18 protein-coding genes are annotated in these 20,666 nt (G+C 70.2%); 10 read left to right on the top strand and 8 right to left on the bottom strand.

Annotation, left to right across the window (positions count from 1 at the left end; genetic code table 11):
* Window position 1 precedes the first annotated feature (1 nt).
* The 7 genes from CNQ36_RS00285 (at window position 2) to CNQ36_RS00255 (ending at window position 8,703) form a co-directional block, all read left to right on the top strand.
* Window positions 2–754, top strand: a complete 753-nt coding sequence (locus CNQ36_RS00285) for a polyketide synthase (protein ID WP_121544428.1) — start codon at window positions 2–4, stop codon at window positions 752–754.
* A 4-nt stretch (window positions 755–758) separates the two neighbouring features.
* The gene (locus CNQ36_RS00280; protein WP_004936936.1) at window positions 759–1,004 is read left to right on the top strand and encodes an acyl carrier protein; all 246 of its coding nucleotides are present in this window, start codon (window positions 759–761) and stop codon (window positions 1,002–1,004) included.
* On the top strand, window positions 985–2,232 hold the full coding sequence (locus CNQ36_RS00275) for a beta-ketoacyl synthase N-terminal-like domain-containing protein (RefSeq protein ID WP_121544427.1): 1,248 nt from the start codon (window positions 985–987) through the stop codon (window positions 2,230–2,232). Before CNQ36_RS00280 ends, CNQ36_RS00275 begins: the two co-directional genes overlap by 20 nt.
* 49 nt (window positions 2,233–2,281) lie before the next feature.
* Window positions 2,282–3,247, top strand: coding sequence for an acyltransferase domain-containing protein (locus CNQ36_RS00270; RefSeq protein WP_121544426.1), 966 nt, complete (start codon window positions 2,282–2,284; stop codon window positions 3,245–3,247).
* Window positions 3,248–3,281: 34 nt separating this feature from the next.
* Window positions 3,282–4,145, top strand: a complete 864-nt coding sequence (locus tag CNQ36_RS00265; protein ID WP_121544425.1) for an SDR family NAD(P)-dependent oxidoreductase — start codon at window positions 3,282–3,284, stop codon at window positions 4,143–4,145.
* A gap of 65 nt (window positions 4,146–4,210) precedes the next feature.
* Complete coding sequence (locus CNQ36_RS00260) at window positions 4,211–8,104, top strand: KR domain-containing protein (RefSeq protein WP_121544424.1); 3,894 nt, start codon at window positions 4,211–4,213, stop codon at window positions 8,102–8,104.
* 167 nt (window positions 8,105–8,271) lie between these two features.
* On the top strand, window positions 8,272–8,703 hold the full coding sequence (locus tag CNQ36_RS00255) for a FadR/GntR family transcriptional regulator (protein ID WP_121544423.1): 432 nt from the start codon (window positions 8,272–8,274) through the stop codon (window positions 8,701–8,703).
* A gap of 100 nt (window positions 8,704–8,803) precedes the next feature.
* On the opposite strand, the gene CNQ36_RS00250 is transcribed toward CNQ36_RS00255, so the two are convergent.
* The 5 genes from CNQ36_RS00250 to CNQ36_RS00235 are packed head-to-tail and all read right to left on the bottom strand — an operon-like array spanning window position 8,804 to window position 12,782.
* A complete protein-coding gene (locus CNQ36_RS00250) occupies window positions 8,804–10,087 on the bottom strand; it encodes an MFS transporter (RefSeq protein ID WP_121544422.1) in 1,284 nt (427 codons plus the stop codon).
* Window positions 10,084–10,230, bottom strand: a complete 147-nt coding sequence (locus tag CNQ36_RS34535; RefSeq protein ID WP_163013160.1) for a hypothetical protein — start codon at window positions 10,228–10,230, stop codon at window positions 10,084–10,086. Before CNQ36_RS34535 ends, CNQ36_RS00250 begins: the two co-directional genes overlap by 4 nt.
* A gap of 47 nt (window positions 10,231–10,277) precedes the next feature.
* Window positions 10,278–11,021 carry a sulfite exporter TauE/SafE family protein gene (locus CNQ36_RS00245; RefSeq protein WP_121544421.1) on the bottom strand — a complete coding sequence of 248 codons (744 nt, stop codon included), beginning with the start codon at window positions 11,019–11,021 and terminating at the stop codon, window positions 10,278–10,280.
* Entirely contained in the window at window positions 11,018–11,383 is a 366-nt protein-coding gene (locus CNQ36_RS00240) for a rhodanese-like domain-containing protein (RefSeq protein WP_163013159.1), read from the bottom strand. Before CNQ36_RS00240 ends, CNQ36_RS00245 begins: the two co-directional genes overlap by 4 nt.
* A 34-nt stretch (window positions 11,384–11,417) precedes the next feature.
* Window positions 11,418–12,782: an MBL fold metallo-hydrolase gene (locus tag CNQ36_RS00235; protein ID WP_121544419.1), complete on the bottom strand. Its 1,365-nt coding sequence runs from the start codon at window positions 12,780–12,782 to the stop codon at window positions 11,418–11,420.
* A gap of 446 nt (window positions 12,783–13,228) precedes the next feature.
* On the opposite strand from CNQ36_RS00235, the gene CNQ36_RS00230 reads away from it, so the two are divergent.
* The gene (locus CNQ36_RS00230; protein ID WP_163013158.1) at window positions 13,229–13,939 is read left to right on the top strand and encodes a hypothetical protein; all 711 of its coding nucleotides are present in this window, start codon (window positions 13,229–13,231) and stop codon (window positions 13,937–13,939) included.
* Window positions 13,940–14,013: 74 nt separating this feature from the next.
* Here the strand turns inward: CNQ36_RS00230 and CNQ36_RS00225 are convergent, their stop codons facing one another.
* The 3 genes from CNQ36_RS00225 to CNQ36_RS00215 form a co-directional block, all read right to left on the bottom strand.
* On the bottom strand, window positions 14,014–15,540 hold the full coding sequence (locus CNQ36_RS00225) for a hypothetical protein (protein WP_121544417.1): 1,527 nt from the start codon (window positions 15,538–15,540) through the stop codon (window positions 14,014–14,016).
* Window positions 15,541–15,759: 219 nt separating this feature from the next.
* A complete protein-coding gene (locus tag CNQ36_RS34980; protein ID WP_228312876.1) occupies window positions 15,760–16,773 on the bottom strand; it encodes a hypothetical protein in 1,014 nt (337 codons plus the stop codon).
* A gap of 188 nt (window positions 16,774–16,961) precedes the next feature.
* Window positions 16,962–17,807 (bottom strand): hypothetical protein, encoded by an 846-nt coding sequence (locus CNQ36_RS00215; RefSeq protein WP_228312875.1) that lies wholly within the window; start codon window positions 17,805–17,807, stop codon window positions 16,962–16,964.
* A gap of 922 nt (window positions 17,808–18,729) precedes the next feature.
* Between CNQ36_RS00215 and CNQ36_RS00205 the strand changes: the two genes are divergently transcribed.
* On the top strand, window positions 18,730–19,248 hold the full coding sequence (locus tag CNQ36_RS00205) for a hydrogenase maturation protease (RefSeq protein ID WP_121544415.1): 519 nt from the start codon (window positions 18,730–18,732) through the stop codon (window positions 19,246–19,248).
* 197 nt (window positions 19,249–19,445) lie between these two features.
* Window positions 19,446–20,615: a 4Fe-4S dicluster domain-containing protein gene (locus tag CNQ36_RS00200; RefSeq protein WP_121544414.1), complete on the top strand. Its 1,170-nt coding sequence runs from the start codon at window positions 19,446–19,448 to the stop codon at window positions 20,613–20,615.
* The last annotated feature ends 51 nt before the right edge of the window (window positions 20,616–20,666 follow it).

Raw genomic sequence — 20,666 nt, 5'->3', positions numbered from 1 at the left:
AATGCACGGCCCACCCGTCGACTACCGGGAGATCGCCCCCTCCGTCGTCCAGATCACGATGCAGGACCAGGAGCACAAGAACACCTTCTCCGATCAGCTCATCACGGGCCTGCAGGACGCCTTCGCGAAGGTCGCGGCCGACGAACGGTGCAAGGCCGTCGTCCTCACCGGCTACGGCAACTACTTCGCGAGCGGCGGCACCAAGGAGAGCCTGCTGCTGATCCAGGAGCGGCGCATCAGTTTCACCGACGCCGACATCTACGGTCTCGCGCTGGACTGTCCCGTACCCGTCATCGCCGCGATGCAGGGCCACGGCATCGGGGGCGGCTTCGCCATGGGAATGTTCGCCGACTTCGTCATCCTCAGCCAGGAGAGCATCTACACGACGAACTTCATGAAGTACGGGTTCACTCCCGGCATGGGGGCGACCCTGATCCTGCCCAGGAAACTCGGCATGAGCCTGGCCGGGGAGATGCTGCTCTCGGCGAAGACCTACTACGGTCACGAGCTGAAGGAACGCGGCGTCCCCTTCCCGGTCCTGCCGCGCGCCGACGTGCTGCACCACGCCCTCGAACTGGCCGGCACCCTGGCCGAGAAGCCCAGGATCTCCCTGGTCACGCTCAAGAGCCATCTGGTGTCCGAACTCCGCGCAGAGCTCCCGCGCTACATCGAGCGCGAGGTGGCCATGCACGAGAAGACCTTCCACCAGCCCGAGGTCCGGGCACTCATCACGTCCCACTACACAGGAGGCTGACCACATGCCGGACACGCGCGTCTTCGACCTGATCGTGGAGCACACCCGCGAGGTGATCCCCGAACTCGAAGGACACCGATTCGCCCCCTCCGACTCGCTGCGCGACCTGGGGGCCAACTCCATCGACCGTGCGGAGATCATCGTCATGACGCTGGAGTCGCTGTCGATGAGCATCCCCCTCGTCGAACTGGCGGACGCGAAGAACATGGGCGAGCTGGCGGATCTCATCCATGACAAGTCTGCGGTCTGACGGCCGCGACGTCGTCGTCACCGGCCTGGGCGTCACCACAGCGGTGGGCCAGGGCAAGGACGCCTTCGTCGCGGCGCTTCTCGAGGGCCGGCACGCCTTCGGGCCCATGCAGCGTCCGGGACGGCTGCCCCCGGCGCCTTCCACGGACGCGACCGCGGTCTTCCTGGGCGCCGAGATGGGGGAGCCGAGCCTGCCCGGGAGCATCACCGCGCGCAGCGTGCGCACGGCGTCGCTCTCGGCCAGGGCGGCCCTGTCCACGCTCCACGAGGCATGGCACGACGCCGGACTGGACGAGGCCGACCCGTCCCGCATCGGCCTCGTGGTCGGCGGGTCCAACGTCCAGCAACGCGAGCTGACCCTCCTGCACGCCCGCCATGCGGACCGTCCCGAGTTCCTGCGCCCGACGTACGGCATGGGCTTCATGGACTCCGACCTGTGCGGGTTCTGCACCGAGCAGTTCCCGATCCGGGGCTTCGCGCACACGCTCGGTGGCGCTTCGGCCAGTGGTCTGCTCGCGGTGCTGGGGGCCGTGCGGGCGGTGCAGTCCGGCGAGGTCGACGTCTGCATCGCCCTGGGCGCGCTCATGGACCTGTCGTACTGGGAATGCCTGGCGTTCCGGGCCATGGGTGCCATGGGCTCCGCGCGCTGGGCCGACGACCCGGCCGCGGCGTGCCGCCCCTTCGACCGGGGCCACGACGGCTTCGTCTTCGGCGAGGCGTGCGCCGCGGTCGTCGTCGAGCGGGCGGACCGGTGCCGGCGTCCGACGCCGTACGCGCGGTTCCGCGGCGGTGGCAGGGCGCTTGACGGCACCCGCAATCCCCACCCCTCCGTGGAGGGAGAGGTGGCCGTGGTCCAGGCGGCCCTGCGGGAAGCCGGCCTGGCCGCGTCAGCCGTCGACTACGTCAACCCGCACGGCACCGGATCGCCCACCGGGGACGCGGTCGAACTACAGGCACTCGCGCGCTGCGGACTTGCCCACGCCCGTATCAACGCGACCAAGTCGATCACCGGACACGGGCTCACCGCCGCGGGGGCGGTGGAGATCGTGGCGACGCTCCTGCAGATGAGGGAGGGGAAGCTGCATCCCACCCGCAACCTGGTCGATCCGCTGGACGAGACGTTCCCCTGGGTGCGCGAGAAGGCGGAGGACTGCGAGGTGCGCACGGCTGTGAGCCTCAGCATGGGCTTCGGCGGGGTCAGCGCGGCGATCTGCCTAGAGAAATGCTGACCGCCACGGCATCGCGGGCCCACGACCGGGACGCGCGAGAGGAGCGGCGATGACGAAGGCGACCGTGTTCATGTACTCGGGGCAGGGCTCCCAGTACTTCCACATGACCCGCGAACTCTATGAACGGCACCCGCGCTACCGGCTCTGGCTGGATCACTGCGACGACATCGCCCTGCCCGTTCTCGGCAAGTCGGTGGTCGAGACGATCTTCGACGAGGGCCGCGCGAAGAGCGATCCGTTCGACTCGCTGGCGGACTCCAACGCCGCTCTGCTCTGCGTGGAGTACAGCCTCACACGGGTGGTGCAGGAAATGGGGTACCGGCCCGACGTCCTCGTGGGCTACAGCCTGGGTGAGATCACCGCGGCCGTCGTCGCGGAGGTGCTGCCGCTGGAACTCGGGATCTCCTTCGCCGTCGAGTTCGCCCGGACGCTGGTGGACCGGACCCCGCCGTCCGCGATGCTGGCGGTCCTCGCCACGGAGGAACTCCTGCACGGCCACGCCGGGTTGTTCACCGACTGCCGGGTCACGGGACGCAACTTCGACGGCAACGTCGTGGTCAGCGGCCGGGTCGGGGCGGTGGAACGGCTCGAACGCTCCCTGGAGGAGCAGGGGATCGTCTGCCAGCGGCTCCCGGTCAACCGCGGCGTGCACACCGAACTCATCGACCCGGTCGGGGAACAGGTCCGCGGCATCCTCAAGGCCGTGACGTTCGCTCCGCCGAGGATTCCCATCGTCTCGTCCGCCTCGACGGGCCAGGTCGCCGAGGTGACGGCCGACGGCATATGGGCCGCCATGAGGAGTCCAGTGGAGTTCGCGCGGACCATCGGGAAGATGTCCGCCGCCGGCGACGCGACCTTCATCGACCTCGGCCCCAGCGCGACACTCGCGACGTTCGTGAAGTACATCCTGCCGCCGGGCAGCGGCTCCGTGCAGGTGCCCACGGTCAATCGTTTCGGACAGGACCTGAAAGCGCTCCGGGAGTTCCAGGAGCAGACGGCCGCACTGCGCGGCTGAGGACGATCAAGGAATCCGGAAAGGACATGCGGTCATGTCGACATCGAGCGGAATCAGAACCTACCGGGACGCCACCGCGATCATCACGGGCGCCGCGTCGGGGATCGGGCGCGCCCTGGCCGAGGAACTCGTGGCCCGGGGCTGTGAGGTGGTGCTGGCGGACCTCCAGATCGAGCAGGCCGAGGAGGTGGCCGCCGCTCTGCGGAAGACGGGCGGGAAGGCGACCGCCGCATGGCTGGACGTCACCGACCACGCGAAGTTCGAACAACTCGTCAAGGAAACCGTCGCGCGGACCGGACGTCTGGACTACTTGTTCAACAACGCCGGTATCACCCACGGCATGGGTGCGGGTGCCCGGCACTACCGCGTCGAGGACTGGCGGCGCATGATCGACGTCAACGTCGGCGGTGTCGTCAACGGCGTTCAGGCCGCGTACAACCTGATGATCGACCAGGGTTTCGGCCACATCGTGAACACCGCGTCCCTGGCGGGCCTGGTCCCCAGTGCGGGGACGACCTCCTACGTCACCACCAAGCACGCCGTGGTGGGCCTCTCGCACAATCTGCGCATCGAGGCGGCCCAGCTCGGGGTGCGTGTGAGCGTGCTGTGCCCGGGCGTCATACGGACCCCCCTCATCGAGGGCGGTGTGTACGGCCGCAGCGTGGAGGGCGTGACCCGTGAGATGACACGGGACATGTGGGAGGAGCAGAAGCCGATCTCACCGAAGGAATTCGTCACGAAGTCGCTCGACGCGGTCGCCCGGAACAAGGGAATCATCGTCGTTCCCGCCGTCTGGAAGCTGTTCTGGTGGCTCTTCAGGCTGTCGCCGTCGCTCTGCGTGAGCATCGCGACCAAGAAGTTCCGGGACCTCGGGAGGAGCGGGACGGCCGGCGGCTGAGACCGGAGCCCGCCGTACACCGCACCCCAGACCTCCGCCGAGCCCCACGAACAGGGAGAGCCGAAATGATCAGCGTGTCCACGAGCGTTTCCGCGGCGGCCGGGCCCCCGTCCGCGGCCTCGGACTGCTTCTACTCGACGGCATGGGTCGAGGCCGACGCGCCCTCCGGGGTGCCGCTGCCGGGTCCCCACCTGCTGCTGTCCTCCTCGGACGTCGACATCGACCTGCCCGACGGGTGGGTCAACCGCGTGGTGCGCGCCTCGGACGCGCTCGGCGACGTGCTTCTCGAGGGGGCCTGGGGCTGCGTCGCGCTGCTGAGCGACGGGCGAGAGGCCGATGTGGCGGCGGGCCTGCGCCTGCTGCAGGCCTGCTCGCAGGGACCGACCCCGCGCAGGATCGTGTTCCTGCCGACGCCGGACGCGGCCGACGACGCGGGATTGTGGGGGCTCGGCCGGACCGCCCGGCTGGAGCGGCCCGACCTGTCGCTCCACTGCGTCGAGGCGTCGAGGAAGCAGCTCCCCCGAGCGCTGACCCTGAGCCGGAGCGAGCGTCTGGAGGAGGACTACCGGTTCACCGCGGCCGGTGTCCTCCAGGTGCCGCGCCTGCGGCGGCACCCCCTCGGCGACGAGCGCTTCGCCGCCCGTCCCGACGCGACATACGTGGTGAGCGGGGGGTCAGGGGCTCTGGGGCTGGTGGCGGCCGGGTTACTGGTGGACCGGGGTGCACGGCACGTGGTGCTGCTGTCCCGGTCGCCGCGCGCCGAGCCGGCCGAGCCGCCCGAGGTCGCGACCCTGCGCCGATCGGCGCGCGTCGAGTTGCTGGCGTGTGATGTGAGCGATCCGCGCAGTGTTCGTCTGGCGCGGGACGCCATGGCGAAGGCCGGTATGCCGGCGGTGGCGGGGGTGATTCACGCCGCGGGAATCCTCGCCGACGGCGTGCTGGCGAACCAGTCGGAGCAGAAGCTCAGGCAGGCCTACGCGGCCAGGGTCGAGGGCGCGAAGAATCTCCGGAGCGTGTTCACGCCGCCGGACTTCCTGGTGCTGTTCTCCTCGGCCTCCTCGGTCTTCGGGGCCGTCGCCCAGGCGAGCTGTGCCGCGGCGAACACCACGCTGGACGCGTTGGCCGAGTCGTGGTCCTCACGAGGTGAGCCGGTGCTCTCGATCCAGTGGGGGGTGTGGTCCGACGCCGGCATCGCCACGCGTCACGGAGCGGTCGAGCGTGCGAGGACCGCGGGGTTCGGAGTGATCGGCGACGCTCTCGGGCGCGCGGCGCTGGACCGGCTGCTCGCCGGGCCCGAGCGGGGATCGGTCTGCGTCTCCCCAGTGGACTGGGACACGCTCTCGCCGAGGAACAGGTTCGTGTCACGCTTCACCGCCCGGAGGGCGGCCGACGCGCCCGCACCGGCGCGGACGAACGTGGAGCAGGTCGTCCGCACGGCGGCCCGGGAGGTCGTGGGAAGACCCGTCGAGGACAGCGCCACACTCTCGGAATCCGGTCTGGACTCGTTGGGCGGCGTCCTGCTGCGGAACAGGATCGCCTCCGATCTCGACGTCGTACTGCCGACGGCATTCGCCGTCGAGTCGGCAGACGTCCGCTCCCTGGTCGGGTACGTCTTCGAGCAGATGCGGAAGCAGTCGAGCGACCGTGCCCAGGTGCGGCGGGAGCCCGTGCGGCACCAGGCCGTGCACCGTACTCCCGGTGCCGGGCGAAAGCCCCCGTCGCCGCGTCTCCCGGTCCTTGTCATAGGGGCGGGTCTGGGTGGCATCGGCTTCGCGCGGCGACTTGAGAAGATGGGTGTCGCGGTCATGGTGCTGGAGAAGAGCGACCGCGCCGGCGGCGTGTGGAGCTCACTGGCCAACACCGATTCCAAAGTCCAGATCGACTCGCCGGCATACAGTTTCGACAGCGCGTTGCCCACGGCGCACGGCGACCACCGGTGGCGGTCGGTGTTCCCGGACAGGGGAGAAGTCCTGCGGCAGGCGAATGCCGTCGCGTCCGAGCTCAAGGAGCCGATTCGCTTCAACTGCGAAGTGGTCTCCGTCCGGAAGGTCCGGGAGCGGGAGTACGAGGCCGTGTACGTCCAGGGAGGCGTCACCAAGTCCGTCCGCGTCGGTGGTGTGGCGGCCCTCACGGGCGGGCTCCACCGGCCCGTGACGCACCACTTTCGCGATGAGCACCTCTTCACGGGCCACATCGGACTCGGGGTGGCCGACGACACGCCACCGGAGAAGTTCACCGACGCGTCGGTCGTGATCGTCGGACACGGCGCCTTCGCCCTGGAGAACATGCGAACGGCCCTGGAGAACGGTGCGCGTCATGTCACGATCGTCTGCCGGCGACGGAACCTGGTCGTGTCCACCCTCTGCAACTGGGTGATCAATTCGAGTGAGGGAGCGACACCGCTCAACGACGTCGTCGACATCATGCGGCCGTTCTACGCGCTCTGCGGCGTCGACATAGAGTCCCTCCCCTCTCTCTCCCGGGACGCGGACGGAAGCTTCGTCCTGGACCAGTCGACGGTTCCTGCCGCCTCGGACCTCTACTTCCTGGCACAGGCGCTCGGAAGGGTGACCGTCCTGGAAAGTGAGATCGATCATGTGACGGCCCGTTCGGTCGTCACCGCGAGCGGAAGGGAGGTGAAGGCCGACGTACTGGTCACCTGCCTGGGATCGACCACGGATCGGAGCGTCCTGGCGGGGATCTTCGGTGAGCACAGCAGGGTGGAAGGACTGTGGATCGACGGCGACCCCAATCTGTTCGCCTACAACGACAGCGCGCAGATCCCCCGAAAGGCCAAATCCCTGCTCTGCTCGAGCTACGTGTTCTTCCTGCAGGCATTCGCCGAAGCGTATCTGCGCTTTCGCGACAACCCCGCCGAACTGGAGGAACTGTTCGCGAGAATCACCGTGGGGAGTCCCGAGAAGTCGTCCACCGAACGGCTGCTCGTGGAGTTGTGGGACTACATCGAGCGTGCGAAGAAGAACGTCGCGTCGAGGACCGCGGAACTCTGCCCGTTCGACCGCTTCCAAAGAGAGCGGGAAGCCGAGTGGAAGGCGTACTCCACGTTGCTCGGCGAGGCGGTGGAAGAGGGCGGTGGCCTCTGGCACATGATGTCCCCCACGATCTCACTGCTCCACCGGCGGGACCCCGCGTCTCCCGTGGAGCGACGTGTCAGGCGCGACGGCTTCGGCCCGGTGAGCATCTACGTGCCGCGCCGCCACAGGGTGCTCTTCCTGCCGGGCCGGGGGACCGACGGCCGCCTCGCACGGGCCATGCTGAAGAAGGCCGGCTGGACGAGACGCGAAGACCTCGAGTTCGTCATCGCCGACGCGCCCTACGCCATGCCGGCGTTCACCGGTGCCGAGCAACTCGAACTCCGGGGCCTGGACTCCCTGGTCGAGGAGGGCCTCTACGACGTCACGGGAACCTATCGGGGGTGGCAAGCGGGTTTCCCTGAGCTGTGGAACCGATATCGCAGCACGCCCGCCGAGATGGGGGACGACGACCCCGTGGCGGCCCTGGACTCGTCCCTCCGGTACCTCAGATCGGTCGCGGAGGACCACGGCCCCTTCGCCGGTGTCGCCGGGTTCGGTGAAGGCGCCGCGATGGCTTCCGCGGCACTCCACCGCCAGGCCCGGGGGAGTGACGTGGGCCTGGGTGACGTACGGTTCTTCATCGCGATGTCGGCCTGGCGGTCACCCGCCCATGAGCGGGCCGGTGTCTTCGAGAAGGCCCAGCCGATCGACGTACCCGTGCTGCAGACCCTGGGCGAGAGGGAAGCGGAGGTGTTCCAGGCCGCGGCTCCTGTCTTCGGCGGCGACTTCCGCAGGGTCATCGAGCACAGGCACCTGGGAAAGCACGCCTACCCGTCCCTGACACGCAGTCTCGACCAGGAGCTCAACCGCCTGCTGCACGCCGCGTTCACCGCTCCGGCGGCCACTCGCGACACCCGGGCCTGAGTACGGCTTGTCGCCAGGGCCCGACCGCAAAGGCTCGGGCCCCTTCGGCGCCTCGGCATGGTTCGCGCCGTGCTCACGGGCGAGTGCCGTGCCGGTGGGCCGTCCGTCGGCGTGGCTGCCCCGCGACAAGCTCCGGCTGTCGACGCGCACCGGGAAGGCAGCGCCTCATGCGGGACCTGGCGGACGTCCGCTCCGTCATCGAGCCCCCCGCGGCCCACCGCGTCGCGCTCCACCGCACCGAACAGGACCTGCACGCACTGCAGACCGCCCTGGCCGCGAAGGCACGCGCCCACACGCACTCATCTGCGGACGCCGCCGAGGCCGACGCGTCGTTCCACCGCACTCCCTTCAACACGACCGGCAACGACATGCTGGCACGCATGGACCTGCTGCTCGAACCGGGACTGCGCGTACGTGACCGCGTCGTGCACGCCCATGAACAGATCGACGACCCGGTCCCCAGCCACCGGGCCGTCCTGGACGCCGTCCGGGACCAGGACCCCGCCCGTGCCGAAATCGCCATGCTCGACCTGCTGGCCAAAGCGGTCCACGACCTCGATCAGGTGACGCGCGCTCCGGACTCCGCCCGGCGACCCTGACCACCGGGCCCCGTGACCGGCCGGTCACGGCAGCGCTTCGCGCGACAAGCGCCTCGCGGGGCCCGAAGCCCGCCCCGAGCGGCCGGGGAAGGCTGCTCGTTCAGCGGGAGGCGGGCTGGTGTTCGGTGATCCAGCGGGCGGCGAGAAGCCCGGAGACGGCGGTCAGGACCGCTGCGGCGATCACGGTGGCGCTCAGGCCCAGAGCGTCGGCGAGGACGCCGGCGACGAGGGCGCCGGCGGCGTAGCCGATGTCGCGCCAGAAGCGGTAGGTGCCGAGGGCGTTGGCGCGCCATGCGGGGTGTGCGTGGTCGGAGATGGACGCGATGAGGGCCGGGTAGACCATGGCGGTGCCCACGCCGAGAAGGACCGCGGACAAGATGCCCGCGAGCAGGGGCCGGTCGAGCAGGGCGAGGGCGAGAACGAAGCCGGCTGCCTGGACGAGCATGCCGTGGACGATGAGGGGCTTGCGGCCGACGCGGTCGGCGAGGTGGCCGGTGGAGATCTGCCCCAGTCCCCACAGGATGGGGTAGAGGCCCTTGATCAGGCCGACGGCGGCGAGGCCGAGTCCGTGGTCGGTGAAGAGCAGAGGGAAGACGCCCCAGGTGAGTCCGTCGTTGAGGTTGTTGACCAGGCCGGCCTGGCTGGCGCCGCGCAGGGAGCGGTTGTGCCAGGAGGTGCGGGTGAACGTGGTCCTGAGGCCGGTGTGCTCGCCCGTGGGAAGCGCCTTGGTGTGGCTCGCAAGTTCCAGGGCGACGTGGGCGGCGGTGTCGCGGACGGCCAGCGCCAACGCCAGTCCGGCTACGACGAAGACGACGCCGATGAGCTCGGGGATCGGGCGCAGGCCGTAGCCGGTGGCGAGGTAGCCGGTGAGCAGGGCGGTGACGCCGACGGCGGTGTAGCCGGCGGCTTCGTTCAGTCCTGTGGCGAGTCCTCGGCGTGAGGGGCCGACCAGGTCGATCTTCATGTTGACGGTCATCGACCAGGTCAGGCCCTGGTTCAGGCCGAGCAGGACGTTGGCGGCGACGATCCAGCCCCAGGACGGCGCGTAGGCGAGGGCGAAGGGGACGGGGATGCCGATCAGCCAGCCGGCCACGAGCAGTTGCTTGCGGCGGAAGCGAGCGGTGAGCGCTCCGGCGGCGAGGTTGGTGAACGCCTTGGTGAGGCCGAAGGCGATGATGAAGGAGAAGACGGCCAGATCGCTGGTCAGGCCGAAGGTCTCGGAGCCGATGACCGGGACGGTGGTGCGTTCCAGGCCGACCAGGCCGCCGACGCAGACATTGACGACGACCAGCAGGGTGAACTGCGGCCAGTTCTCCCGCAGCCCGAGCCGTACGGGCCGCCCGCCCGCATCGGCCGGAGTGTTGGTGGGGGGTGTGGTGTTCACGGGCGGGTGTCCTTCGACCTGGGCGAGCTGTCGGCCGTGGGGGAGGTGTCCGGCTTCGGATCGGCGACGTGCTGGCTGTCGGGCAGCGCACGCAGGATCTGGTCGCGCGCCTCGTCAGTGGCGAGGGCCGTGGGCGTGGTCATGGCGGATGTCCCTGCGTGTCGGAGTCGTCGTCTGCCGGCCCTCGGGTTCAGACGATCACGTCGACGAGCATGAAGGCCGCCACCGCCAGCAGGACGCCGGCGAAGATCTTCTGAAGGGTGGTGCCGGTGATCCTTCTCGCGAGCCGTTTGCCGTCCCAGGCGCCGAGAATCGCGGCTCCGGTGAAGGGGCCGATGATCTCCCAGTGGAGCCCGCCACCGGAGTCGGTGCGGGCGGTGAGCGCGGCCAGCGAGTTCACCGTGATGACGAGCAGACTGGTGCCCACCGCCCGCCGCATGGCCAGTCCCAGGACGCTCACCAGGGCGGGCACGGCGAGGAAGCCCCCACCCACGCCCAGGAAGCCCGTCACGGCGCCAAGCGCGGCGCCGGCACCGGCCGCCTTGCCGGGACGGACCCGGTCCGGCGGCTCTGACGCGGACGGACGCAGCATGCGCAGGGCCGCCAGCGCGGCGACGACTGCGAACGCCGCCGTCAGTACCGCTTCGGGCAGGCGCCCGGCAACGGCCCCGGCGAGGAAGGCGGGGACGATGCCCGCCGCAGCGAACAGCGCTCCCGTCTTCCATGCCACGTTCCCGTCGCGGGTGTGGGCGTACAGGGCCGTGGCGGAGGTGACGGTGACGATGATCAGGCTTGCCGTGGTGGCGGCGGCCGGGGTGAAGCCGAGCAGGTAGATCAGTGCCGGTACGGCAAGGACGCTGCCACCGCCGCCGAGGGCTCCGAGCGCGAGACCGATGACGGCCCCGGCGATGAGGGCGAGAACGAGTACGGTCACGCTATCCGGCCGCTGTTCCCGCGTTCGTCGACGACCGGGTGCCCGGCGGCGGCCCACGCGTTTATGCCGCCCTCGACGTCGACCGCCTGGGCTCCGCGCTCGGTCAGGAGCTTTGCGGCCCGCTGGGAGCGGTGTCCGCTGCGGCAGATCACTATCAGCGGCCGGCCCTCCGCCTCTGTTGGCAGGGTGCCACCTGCGACCAGCTCCGTCAGCGGTACGTGGACGGCGGCCGGGGCGTGGCCCGCGGTCCATTCGGGTTTCTCACGGACGTCCAGCAGGACCGCGTCGGGCTGGTCGCCACTGGTGCGGCCGTGTGCCTCGTCGACCGTGACGCGGGATCCGTTTCGGCGAAAGAGGAACATCACACGCTTCCTTCCTTGCGGGCAGCGGCCGGAATCAGCCGGAGATCAGGGACAGTCCGGCATCCGTCGCGGCGTCGAATCCGTCGTCGACGGCGACCACGTCCCGTCCGGCGGCATCCAGCAGGGAAGCGGCGATCGCCGCGCGCATCCCGCCGGCGCAGTGCACCCACACCGTCCCCTGCGGCACCTCGCCGACGCGGCCGTGCAGCTCGTGGATCGGGATGTGGACCGAGCCGTCGATGTAGCCGCCTACGCGCTCCGAGTCCCGGCGCACATCCAGTACGACCACCTCGTCGCCACGCTCGCGCACCTGGGCGAGGTCGGCGAAACGGGCACGCGGGAAGGAGACAAGCTGCTCGCCCTGACGGACCCAGCCGGCGGGGTCGCCCGTGGCGGCGGCGGCCGGGCGGTCGATGCCCACCCGGACCAGCTCCCGCTGGGCGTCGGTGATCTGCTCCGGGGTGTCGGCGAGCAGGGTGACGGGCTTGCCCCATGGGATCAGCCAGGCCAGGTAGGTGGCGAGCTTGCCCTCGCCCTCGAAGTTGAAAGACCCGGCCACATGCCCCTCGGCGAACGCCATGCGGCTGCGCAGGTCCACCACCCACTCACCCGCGGCCAGCCGGGCGGCGATCTCCTCGGCGTCCGCACGTCCGGGAGGAGTGAGGTCGACCGGCGCGGGGCCGGCGGCGTTGGCCGGGCCCATGTGCGCGTAGTAGGCGGGCACGTCCTCCAGCCCGGCAAGCATCTGCGCGACGAAGGTGTCCACATCAAGGGTGAGCGCGTCGTTGCTGGTGCGCTCCTTGCCGATCGTGGTCGCGTCCCCCTCGGCCTGGGAGGAGGAGCAGAAGCTGCCGAACCCGTGGGTGGGCAGCACCGGCACCTCGTCGTCCAGCTCGTCGGCCAGCCGGTGCGCGGAGGCGTACTGGGCCCGGGCCAGCTGCTCGGTCAGCCGCGGCTCCACCAGGTCGGGGCGACCCACCGTGCCGATCAGCAGCGATCCACCGGTGAAGACCGCAACCCCGCGCCCGTCGTCTTCCAGCACGTAGGAGGTGTGGTGCGGGGTGTGCCCGGGGGTCGCGATCGCCCGCAGCACCAGACCTGCGTCCACGCCCGCAGTGTCGCCGTCGGCGACCGGGGTGCAAGCGAACGACACATGCGCCCCGGCCGGGACCAAGTACTGGGCGCCGGTGACGCGGGCCAGCTCCAGGCCGCCCGTGACGTAGTCGTTGTGCAGATGGGTCTCGGCCACGAAGGCGATGCGCACCCCGCGCCTGGCGGCGGCTGCGATGACCTGGTCGATGTCGCGCGGCGGGTCGACGACCACTGCGGCATGGGGTCCGCCGGCCAGGTAGCTGCGGTTGCCCAGACCCTCGAATTCGAAGGTGTCGACGAAGAACACGGCTCACGGCTCCTCTCGAAGGGTGTACCCCACGGGGTATTGCTCACTCACTCTAACAGTTATACCTAGGGGGGTATTCCACCAGCGGAGACCGTCCGCTCCAGACATCGCCGGACGCGCTGCGGGTACCCGGCGGGGCGTGGAGGAATCGGCAGCTCCGCACCCGGGAGTCCCCGTGCCTTGGTCAGGGAATCGCCGGAGATACGGGGCGCCTCCCCTCTCCCGACTCCTGAAGTCGCCCTGGTCGCCCCACCCCAGGGCCCGTATCGCCGGTGCTGGATCTGCGCGAATGGGGGCCGACGGATTGGAATAAAGGGAGTTCGGCTCTCGGCAGCGCCAGAATGGTTAACATCGCCTGAGCCTCAGCGGGGGAGGGCATGGTGGCAGGCGCATCCAATGATCATTCCACTGCCAAGTTATGGACACTGGTGGGCGGGATCGCATCCGTGCTGTCGATCTTGGGCTGGCTGGGCTTGAGCAACGCGGGCGAGCTGAAGGACTTCTTGGCCGACTCGCCCCCCTCCAGTTCCAGCTCGGCCCCGTACACGTCTTCGCCGACCGGCCGCATCCCCGACGACTCCGAAACCGGTGCGGGGGGCGCTGACGAGCCCGAGCCCGACCCCGAGCGGTCGACACCCGCTCCGGATCCCACCGAGAAGCAGTTCAAAGCCATCTCGGTCGGCGACTGCCTGGCGGTCTACGACACGGGCCGCGGGGGCACCAGCGTCGACTGGAGCGTCGGTGCTCCGCCGGACCCCGTGTCCTGCGCCGGCGAGCAGGCGCAGGTCCAGGTGACCTCCATCAACACGGACTGCCCCACCAGCTATGGGAAGTCCTACTGGAGCTACCGCTCCGCCACCACCGGCGACAGCACGAAGCTCTGCCTCACCCGCGTCTACCACGCCAACTACTGCATTCTCGGTCGGCAGTCCGGCGACTCGATCTCCCTCGCCCTGATGACGGCCGTGGCCTGCCGACGCGAGCCGGTACCGGTCCCGTACAACCAGATCATGCACATCACAGGCGTCTACCGCGCCCCGGCGGGCGCCGACGCGAACAACTGCCGCCGGGTGGCAGGCGACCAGACGCGGTACTGGGCCGCCCTGGTGAACGACGGCGCCACGCTGCTGTGCACCACGATCTACCAAGGCAGCTGACCGGCATCGGCGAGCTCGGAGCTGCTTCGGCAGTCACCGCTTGCCGGCGGGCCGGCCGCCCACCATGCCTCTTCTCAGTCGACCTCCCGCACCCGGGCAGCGGTCCGCTCGGCGAGCTCGCGGACGCCCTTGGCGGCGTTGTCCGAGAGCTCGCCGAGTACGGCGTCGGCGGCGACGAGGAGGGCACGGGCCTCCTCGGAGCGGTGCGCGTCGGCCAGGGCGAGGGTGAGCCGGTAGTGCTCCTCGGCGATGAAGCGGCCGAGGTTGACCTGCTGCCAATAGCCCAGTGAGTCGTCGCCCGGGGTGGCCAGGACGTCGCGCACGGCGGCCAGGCTGTCCACCGCCTGCGACAGCTCGTCCGCCTCCCGCTCCAGGCGGGCGAGGGTGTACCCAGCCGAGACCCGGTCCCACCCCTTCTCTTGAAGGGCGGCGTACAGGCGCTGGGCGCGCAGCGCCTGGGGCAGGTCGCCGAGTTCCTCGAAGTCCCGGGCGAGCCCGCTCAGCGGAGCCGTGGCCAGGGTGCGGGGCGCATCGGGGCGGCGGAGTGCGCTCTGGTCCATGAAGATTCTGTCGAGTTCGCGGATCAGCGTCACCCGCGCGAGTTCCGTCATCCCCTGGTCCCGTGCCAGGTCGGTCCATGTGGAGACCGGCTCGTCCGACGGGTCCGTCCCGAAAATCGACTCGTCGAGCTCCCGCGCCCACTGCCGCAACTCGTCCGCGCTCGCACCCGGTTCCGGCATACCGCCCAGGCCGCACGCCGTGTCGAAGTCCGTCTCCCGGACCTCATGCAGCAGCGGCAGATCTCCGGTGTCCCCGCGCAGCCCTACCAGCAAGGCCGCGAGCCGCAGTTCGTCCGTCATCGAGGACCGTGTCTCGTGCCGCAGCAGGTGCCGCAGCAGTTCCAGATCGCCCTCGACCCGGTCGAACTGCGCGGCCCGCAGGGTGATCCGGCGGCGGACCGGGTCCTCGGCGACTTCACGCCATGCCGCGTGGTCGCCCTCCCGCAGGCGGGCGAGATTGGCGCGGCCCGCCGCGAGCACGGTCTCCCACAGCGGGGGCCCGGCCGGACCCAACCGGTCATAGGCGCACCCCTCATCCGCGTTGAGCAGCACGAAGTCCGGCTCGGTGCGCATCAGTGCCGCACGCAGTCTACCCACCAGCTCGACCGGGGAGCGGTCAGGGAAGCCCAGCGCCGCACGGAGCTCGGCCCGCTCCTCGTCGATTCCGTAGTACTCACGGATCTCGTCCTCGGTCTCCGCGACGCACGCCAGGATCTTCTCCTCGCCGTCGTCGGGCGACAGACGTGTGCAGCCGCGCCAGCCGGGCAGGCCGATCACCAGCTCCAGGGCCTCGTCGACACTGGAGCCGATGATCCCCGCAGCGCCCTCCGAGTCGGCGTAGAGCACCGAGCCGTCCGCGCACACGAAGTACGTGCCGCCGGCGTCGTCCCCGGCCACCGTCTCCAGCGGCCCGCCCGAGGCGAGGCGGACCTCCTCGACATGACCGTGGGCTGCGCGGTCGAGGTCGAAGCCGAAAGGGAGGGCGGCCAGTTCGGCCAGACGGCGGTCCTGCCGCAGCAGCCGTAGCGCATGATCGGTCATGCCGCGGAACGTAACACCATCCACTGACCGCTGGCTCGCGGCCCCTGCAGGAGGCCATTCGGACAGGGGATTGCGGTCACGGTCGACTGGGCGTTTGCCCCAGCGGTGCACGCACCGCGGCCGCGGCCTTCGCTCCTCTTCAGCCCGCTACTCCTCACCGGAGCCGAGCGCTCGCCCTCCCCCGTACAGCCCCCGCCTGTACACCCGCACCCGCGTGCTTCAGCGCCACTCCAGGAACACCGTGTCGCTGGTCAAGGAATCGGCGGAGACAGGAACCGCGACCCCTTCCCCCGAGGTCGACACCACCCGGAAGTCGCCCAGACCCAACGGCCGCCCCGAGCGGTCGTTGGGCAAGTGAACGGACACGATGAATTTCTCACCGTCCGCCGAGACCACCATCCCCTCGGTGACCCTCCCGTCGTCCTCCCGGATCGCGGCGACGGCGTTCCCCTCAGCGCGGCCACTACGGGCGTCCACCGTCCGGAAATTGCCGGACTGGGTGCGGCACAGCACCCGTTCGTCCGCGACCCAGCCCACGATGCCGACGCACCCGCTGAGCAGCCTGGCGGAGCGGCCCGACGCCGCGTTGAGCGGGCCCGAGGAATCCCGGGTGTGGAAGATGTGCCCGTAGATCTTCGGTGCGGTCGCGGTGAGGCGGCGGCCGTCGGGAGCGAGGTGGACCATGTTGGCCTGGACGGCGCGCGGCGGCTTTCCGGTAACGGTCAGGGGGAGGTCGTGCCCGATCGCAGGGCCCTCGTCCGACAGCCGGTGCTCCCCTTCCGTGGACCGGGAGCCGATCCTGCGCTCACCGTCGGCGGTGATGTACGTGAACCACACGCTGCGCCCGTCGGGCGCCATCACGGCGTTCTGCTCGTCGTCGCCCTCCGCGTCGCTCAGGCGCACGAAGTCGTCGGCGTTGCCTTCGCTCTCCACGTAGCCGGCGTGCGTCGCCCTGCCTTCCGCGTCCCGGAGCACCACCGCCATACGCGTGTACGCCAGGTCGAACAGGGCACGGACCCGGGGAGTCAGGTACTCCAGATCGTCCACGGCGTAGGGCGACGGGCTGTCCGAACTCACTCCGCAGAGATCCACGAGAGGGCTGTTGACGTTTTTGACGTCCGGGTAGTTGGTGAACGCGGCGTCGACCGGGATGAAGAAGCCCCGCGTCTCGCGCAGTTCCCACCGCTCGGGATCCCATGCCTGCACGTTGACCCCGGCGTACCGTGCGCCCATGCTGCACGTGACGGTAACGACCGTGTCCTCGCGGGTGAACGGACTGTTCGGAAGGGTGTATCCGCGGTTGCCCCAGTAGGGCGCCGAGGGACCCGGCTCCGGCCCTTCCTCCTCCGCGGGCTGAGAGGAACCGCACCCCTGGACTCCCAGGACGGCCAGCACGGCGGCCAGGACCGCGGCCTTGCCCGTCAGAGCCCGTAACACTGCGCCTCCTCGGGCATGTCGTCACACGACGTCCAGGGCATGGACCCGAAGACCCAGCTCTGCCGGGGGTTCTCGGGCACCGACTCCGTACGGATGCGCAGCGGCTGGCCCTTGTCATCCTTCAGTTGGACCCACCGTCCTTCCGGCCGGTAGGTGTCGTTGTAGTGGACCTGGACGCCCCACTCGCAGATCTGTCCCCGCGGCGCGATGACTTCCGCCCGGAGCCCGCCCGAGGACTGGCCGTTGCCGACCTCGACGAAGCGGTTCTCGAAATAGGGCTCGCCCTGTCCTTCGGTGTCGTCGGTCAGCACCGGTTCGTCGGCGCGGGGCGGAAGGTGCAGCCGGATACCCTCGTAGGCGGCCCCGCCCTGCGGCGGAAGGCCGACGACGGCCTGCGCGGTACTTTCCCGGCACGTGAGGTCGGTGACCTTCCAGTCGTTGATGGTCACCGCGTACTGCCGTGTGCTCATCACGGTCATCTTGAGCGTGTCCGAGAACTCCGTGCCCCCACTGGACGCCTGCTGCTCCCGGTACCGCTGCGGAGCGTGCTCCAGCGACGGCGCGTAGGCGAGCGGACGGCCGCCCAGGGACTTGAGGTAGGAGAAGACGTCCGAACTGGCCTTCATCTTCCGGATCTCTTCGTCGGTCAGCGTCCGGTCGAGCACCATCGCCCACTGCTGGGGCTCACTCTGCTCGGGCTGCACCGACACCGTGAACGGCGGCTGGGAGGCGTCGTACGCCTTGTTGGAGTCGTTCTCCTTGGTGACGCTCGGCCCGATCATGGCGTAGGCCAGCAGCGCCCCAGCCAGAACTCCCAGCACAGCGCTCACCGCCGCCACCGTCAACCACAGCCTCCTCTTGCGCCGGGATGCTCCGGCGGGCACGCCGAGCGCTTCGGGAAGGACCGTCCGCAGGTCGTCGTCGACCCCGCTGCCCGCGCCGGGGGACGCCGGAGGCGGAGGCGGCATGTCCGGGGGCCGGGTTGGCGGGGGCGGCACCGCGGCGTGCGGTGAGGTCCCGTCCGGACTTCCGTTCTGCCGTTCCGGTCTCGCACTGGTGCTTCCCTCGCTGCTCCCGGCGGGGCGCGGCCGAGGTTCCGGTGTCCCGCCCGCTGGTGCTGTCGCCGTCATGCCGTCCCCTCACGACGTGATAAGTGGTGTTCCCGCTCGGCTGTCCGACGGGGGCCGCGTACGCGAACCCTCATCGAGCGCCGACCGTCCCTCACCACCCACCATAGGGACAACGGCACTGCCTGTCCGCAGAGTTGCCCCCGTCCTGCCCCCACGCCGCCCCGCGGTGATGTCAGTGATCGCTCGTAGGGTGCGCTGGTATTCGACGAGGATGTTCCATTGGAGCAGGGTGTCTGGGCGGACGAGGACCTGTTCGCCTTGGTCGAATGGACCGTTGCGCCGGCCTGGACACCAGCGGCCACCGCTGGCAGGCATGGCTCAACCTGGACAACGCCGCAGCTCTCCTCGTCGAGGAACCCGAGGGCGTGGACGACGTGAGCCTGTGGGTGAGCCCCCCCGGGGTTCGAAGAGGCCGTCGGACACAAGCGTGCACAGCCAGCCTGGTAGTCGCACTCGGATGCTCCTCGACTGGCACGAGGCTGCCCGCTGACCGACGATCTTCACCAGACAGCCCCGCCGACCAGCACGCGTATGACTTCACCCACCCACCCTTCGTTGCGGGGACATGCCCGCCGACCGCTCGGCCGCGTCCCAGCAGCCGCCGAGGGAATGGAGCAGGTCGATGAAGCCGCTGGCCCGTACGGTCGTCATCGGGATCGGCAACGAGTTCCGCCGCGACGACGGGGTGGGGTGGGCCGTGGTTGCGCTGCTGGGAGAGCAGGGCATGAGGTGCCGGTTGCCGGTGGACACCGTCCTCGCGCGTTCCGACGGCGAACCGGGCCGGTTGATCGCGCTGTGGGAGAACGTCGGTCTCGCGGTCGTCGTCGACGCCTGTTTTCCCCCTTCGGCGCGTCCCGGGCGGACGGCCCGATGGTGCGACGACCCCGCCGGTGTTCTGCGTGCCGGCGCCGGACGGCACAGCACCCACGGGCTCGGCCTCGCCGAAGCCCTACGGCTGGGTGAGAGCATCGGCAGCCTTCCGCACCGTCTCGTTCTGTACGCGGTGGAGGGAGCGGACCACTCACCGGGCCTCGGACTGACCCCGGAGGTGGCGCACGCGGTGCCCCGGCTGGCCGGACGGATCATGGCCGACCTCGAGGAGCGTGGCGGACCGTCGTCGAGCGGCCACCACGCCGACTGAGTGGCGCACCGGCCGTTCGGGCGTGGGAGCACACCAGTCGGGCATGACACGCCGCCCAGATCCGGGCATGGGCCCCAGCGGCCTGACACTCTGTCCACGGACAGCGACACTCCGTGCAACGGTGCTCGGGTCAGGGTGGGCCCCATCCCTCAGCGCACGGCACGGTGACGCGGCGCGCGGAGACGAGGGACAGGCGGATGAACGACCGCGAAGACGACCGAGCGGACTCCGGCGACCGGGCGGAGGCGGTGCTCGACCGCGGCGGACTCGACGCGCTCGTGCGTGCCCTCAAGAGGCGCGGTCGCACCGTGATCGGCCCGACCGTGCGCGACGGGGCGATCGTCCTGGACGAACTGGACTCCGCGGATGAGCTGCCCTACGGCTGGGGGGTCGAACTGGAGGCGGGGCACTACCGGATCTGCCGCCGTCCGGATGGGGCGGCCTTCGCGCACAGCGCGGGGCCGCAGTCGTGGAAGACGTATCTGCACCCCGAGCGCGTCCGGCAATGGACGGTGGACCGGGATCCCGTGAGCGGACCGGTCGTGCGCCCGGAGGAACCGAGGAGCGTCTCCTACGCGTTCCTCGGCGTACGGCCGTGCGATCTACGGGCCATCGGCATTCTGGACCGGGTCATGGTCGGTGGCCGCTACCAGGACCCCGAGTACCGCTCCCGGCGGACGGGAGCCTTCCTGGTCGCGGTCGAGTGCACTGATCCGGGAGCCACCTGCTTCTGTGTGTCGATGGGGTCCGGACCCGGCGCGGACGCCGGGTACGATCTCGCGCTCACCGAACTCGTCGATGACTCCGGCCACCGCTTCCTGTGCTGCAGCGGGAGCGAGGAGGGTACCGAGGTGCTTGCGGAACTCCCGCGCCGCAGCGCCGACGAGGCCGTGCGGGCTGCCGCGGCCGGGGCCGTACGGGAGGCCGCCGAGCACATGGGCCGCTCCATGCCCCCGGTGGACCTGCGTTCCCTGATGCGGGACAGCCTCGAGGCGGAACGCTGGGACGACGTGACGTCCCGGTGCCTGAGCTGCGGCAACTGCACCATGGTCTGTCCCACCTGTTTCTGCACCACCACCGAGGACGTCACCGACCTCACGGGCGACCACGCCGAGCGGTGGCGCCGCTGGGACTCCTGCTACGACCTGGACTTCTCGCTCCTGCACGGCGGCCCGGTACGGGCCACCCCGCACAGCCGCTACCGCCAGTGGCTCACGCACAAACTGGGAACCTGGCACGACCAGTTCGACAGCTCCGGCTGCGTCGGCTGTGGTCGCTGCATCGTCTGGTGTCCCACCGGCATCGACCTCACCGAGGAGGCCGCTGCGCTGCACCGGGAGGCGTCGCGGAACGAGGCCGCGCCGTGACCCGCACGGCCGGTCTCCCTCGCTCGGGCCTGCTTGCCGCGCTGCCCGCGG

The sequence above is a fragment of the Streptomyces fungicidicus genome, assembly GCF_003665435.1.
Classification (GTDB): Bacteria; Actinomycetota; Actinomycetes; order Streptomycetales; family Streptomycetaceae; genus Streptomyces; species Streptomyces fungicidicus.
This window is presented reverse-complemented; position numbering and strand designations above follow the sequence as displayed.

What these genes read in the sequence shown, in the direction of transcription:
- CNQ36_RS34980 (WP_228312876.1), bottom strand. Translation starts at nt 16,773, where the DNA reads ATGGGCGCACGGTACGCCGGGGTCAACGTGCAGGCATGGGATCCCGAG.
- CNQ36_RS00270 (WP_121544426.1), top strand. Translation starts at nt 2,282, where the DNA reads ATGACGAAGGCGACCGTGTTCATGTACTCGGGGCAGGGCTCCCAGTAC.
- CNQ36_RS00240 (WP_163013159.1), bottom strand. Translation starts at nt 11,383, where the DNA reads ATGTTCCTCTTTCGCCGAAACGGATCCCGCGTCACGGTCGACGAGGCA.
- CNQ36_RS00200 (WP_121544414.1), top strand. Translation starts at nt 19,446, where the DNA reads ATGAACGACCGCGAAGACGACCGAGCGGACTCCGGCGACCGGGCGGAG.
- CNQ36_RS00260 (WP_121544424.1), top strand. Translation starts at nt 4,211, where the DNA reads ATGATCAGCGTGTCCACGAGCGTTTCCGCGGCGGCCGGGCCCCCGTCC.
- CNQ36_RS00275 (WP_121544427.1), top strand. Translation starts at nt 985, where the DNA reads ATGACAAGTCTGCGGTCTGACGGCCGCGACGTCGTCGTCACCGGCCTG.
- CNQ36_RS00265 (WP_121544425.1), top strand. Translation starts at nt 3,282, where the DNA reads ATGTCGACATCGAGCGGAATCAGAACCTACCGGGACGCCACCGCGATC.
- CNQ36_RS00255 (WP_121544423.1), top strand. Translation starts at nt 8,272, where the DNA reads ATGCGGGACCTGGCGGACGTCCGCTCCGTCATCGAGCCCCCCGCGGCC.
- CNQ36_RS34535 (WP_163013160.1), bottom strand. Translation starts at nt 10,230, where the DNA reads ATGACCACGCCCACGGCCCTCGCCACTGACGAGGCGCGCGACCAGATC.
- CNQ36_RS00285 (WP_121544428.1), top strand. Translation starts at nt 2, where the DNA reads ATGCACGGCCCACCCGTCGACTACCGGGAGATCGCCCCCTCCGTCGTC.
- CNQ36_RS00205 (WP_121544415.1), top strand. Translation starts at nt 18,730, where the DNA reads ATGAAGCCGCTGGCCCGTACGGTCGTCATCGGGATCGGCAACGAGTTC.
- CNQ36_RS00280 (WP_004936936.1), top strand. Translation starts at nt 759, where the DNA reads ATGCCGGACACGCGCGTCTTCGACCTGATCGTGGAGCACACCCGCGAG.
- CNQ36_RS00225 (WP_121544417.1), bottom strand. Translation starts at nt 15,540, where the DNA reads ATGACCGATCATGCGCTACGGCTGCTGCGGCAGGACCGCCGTCTGGCC.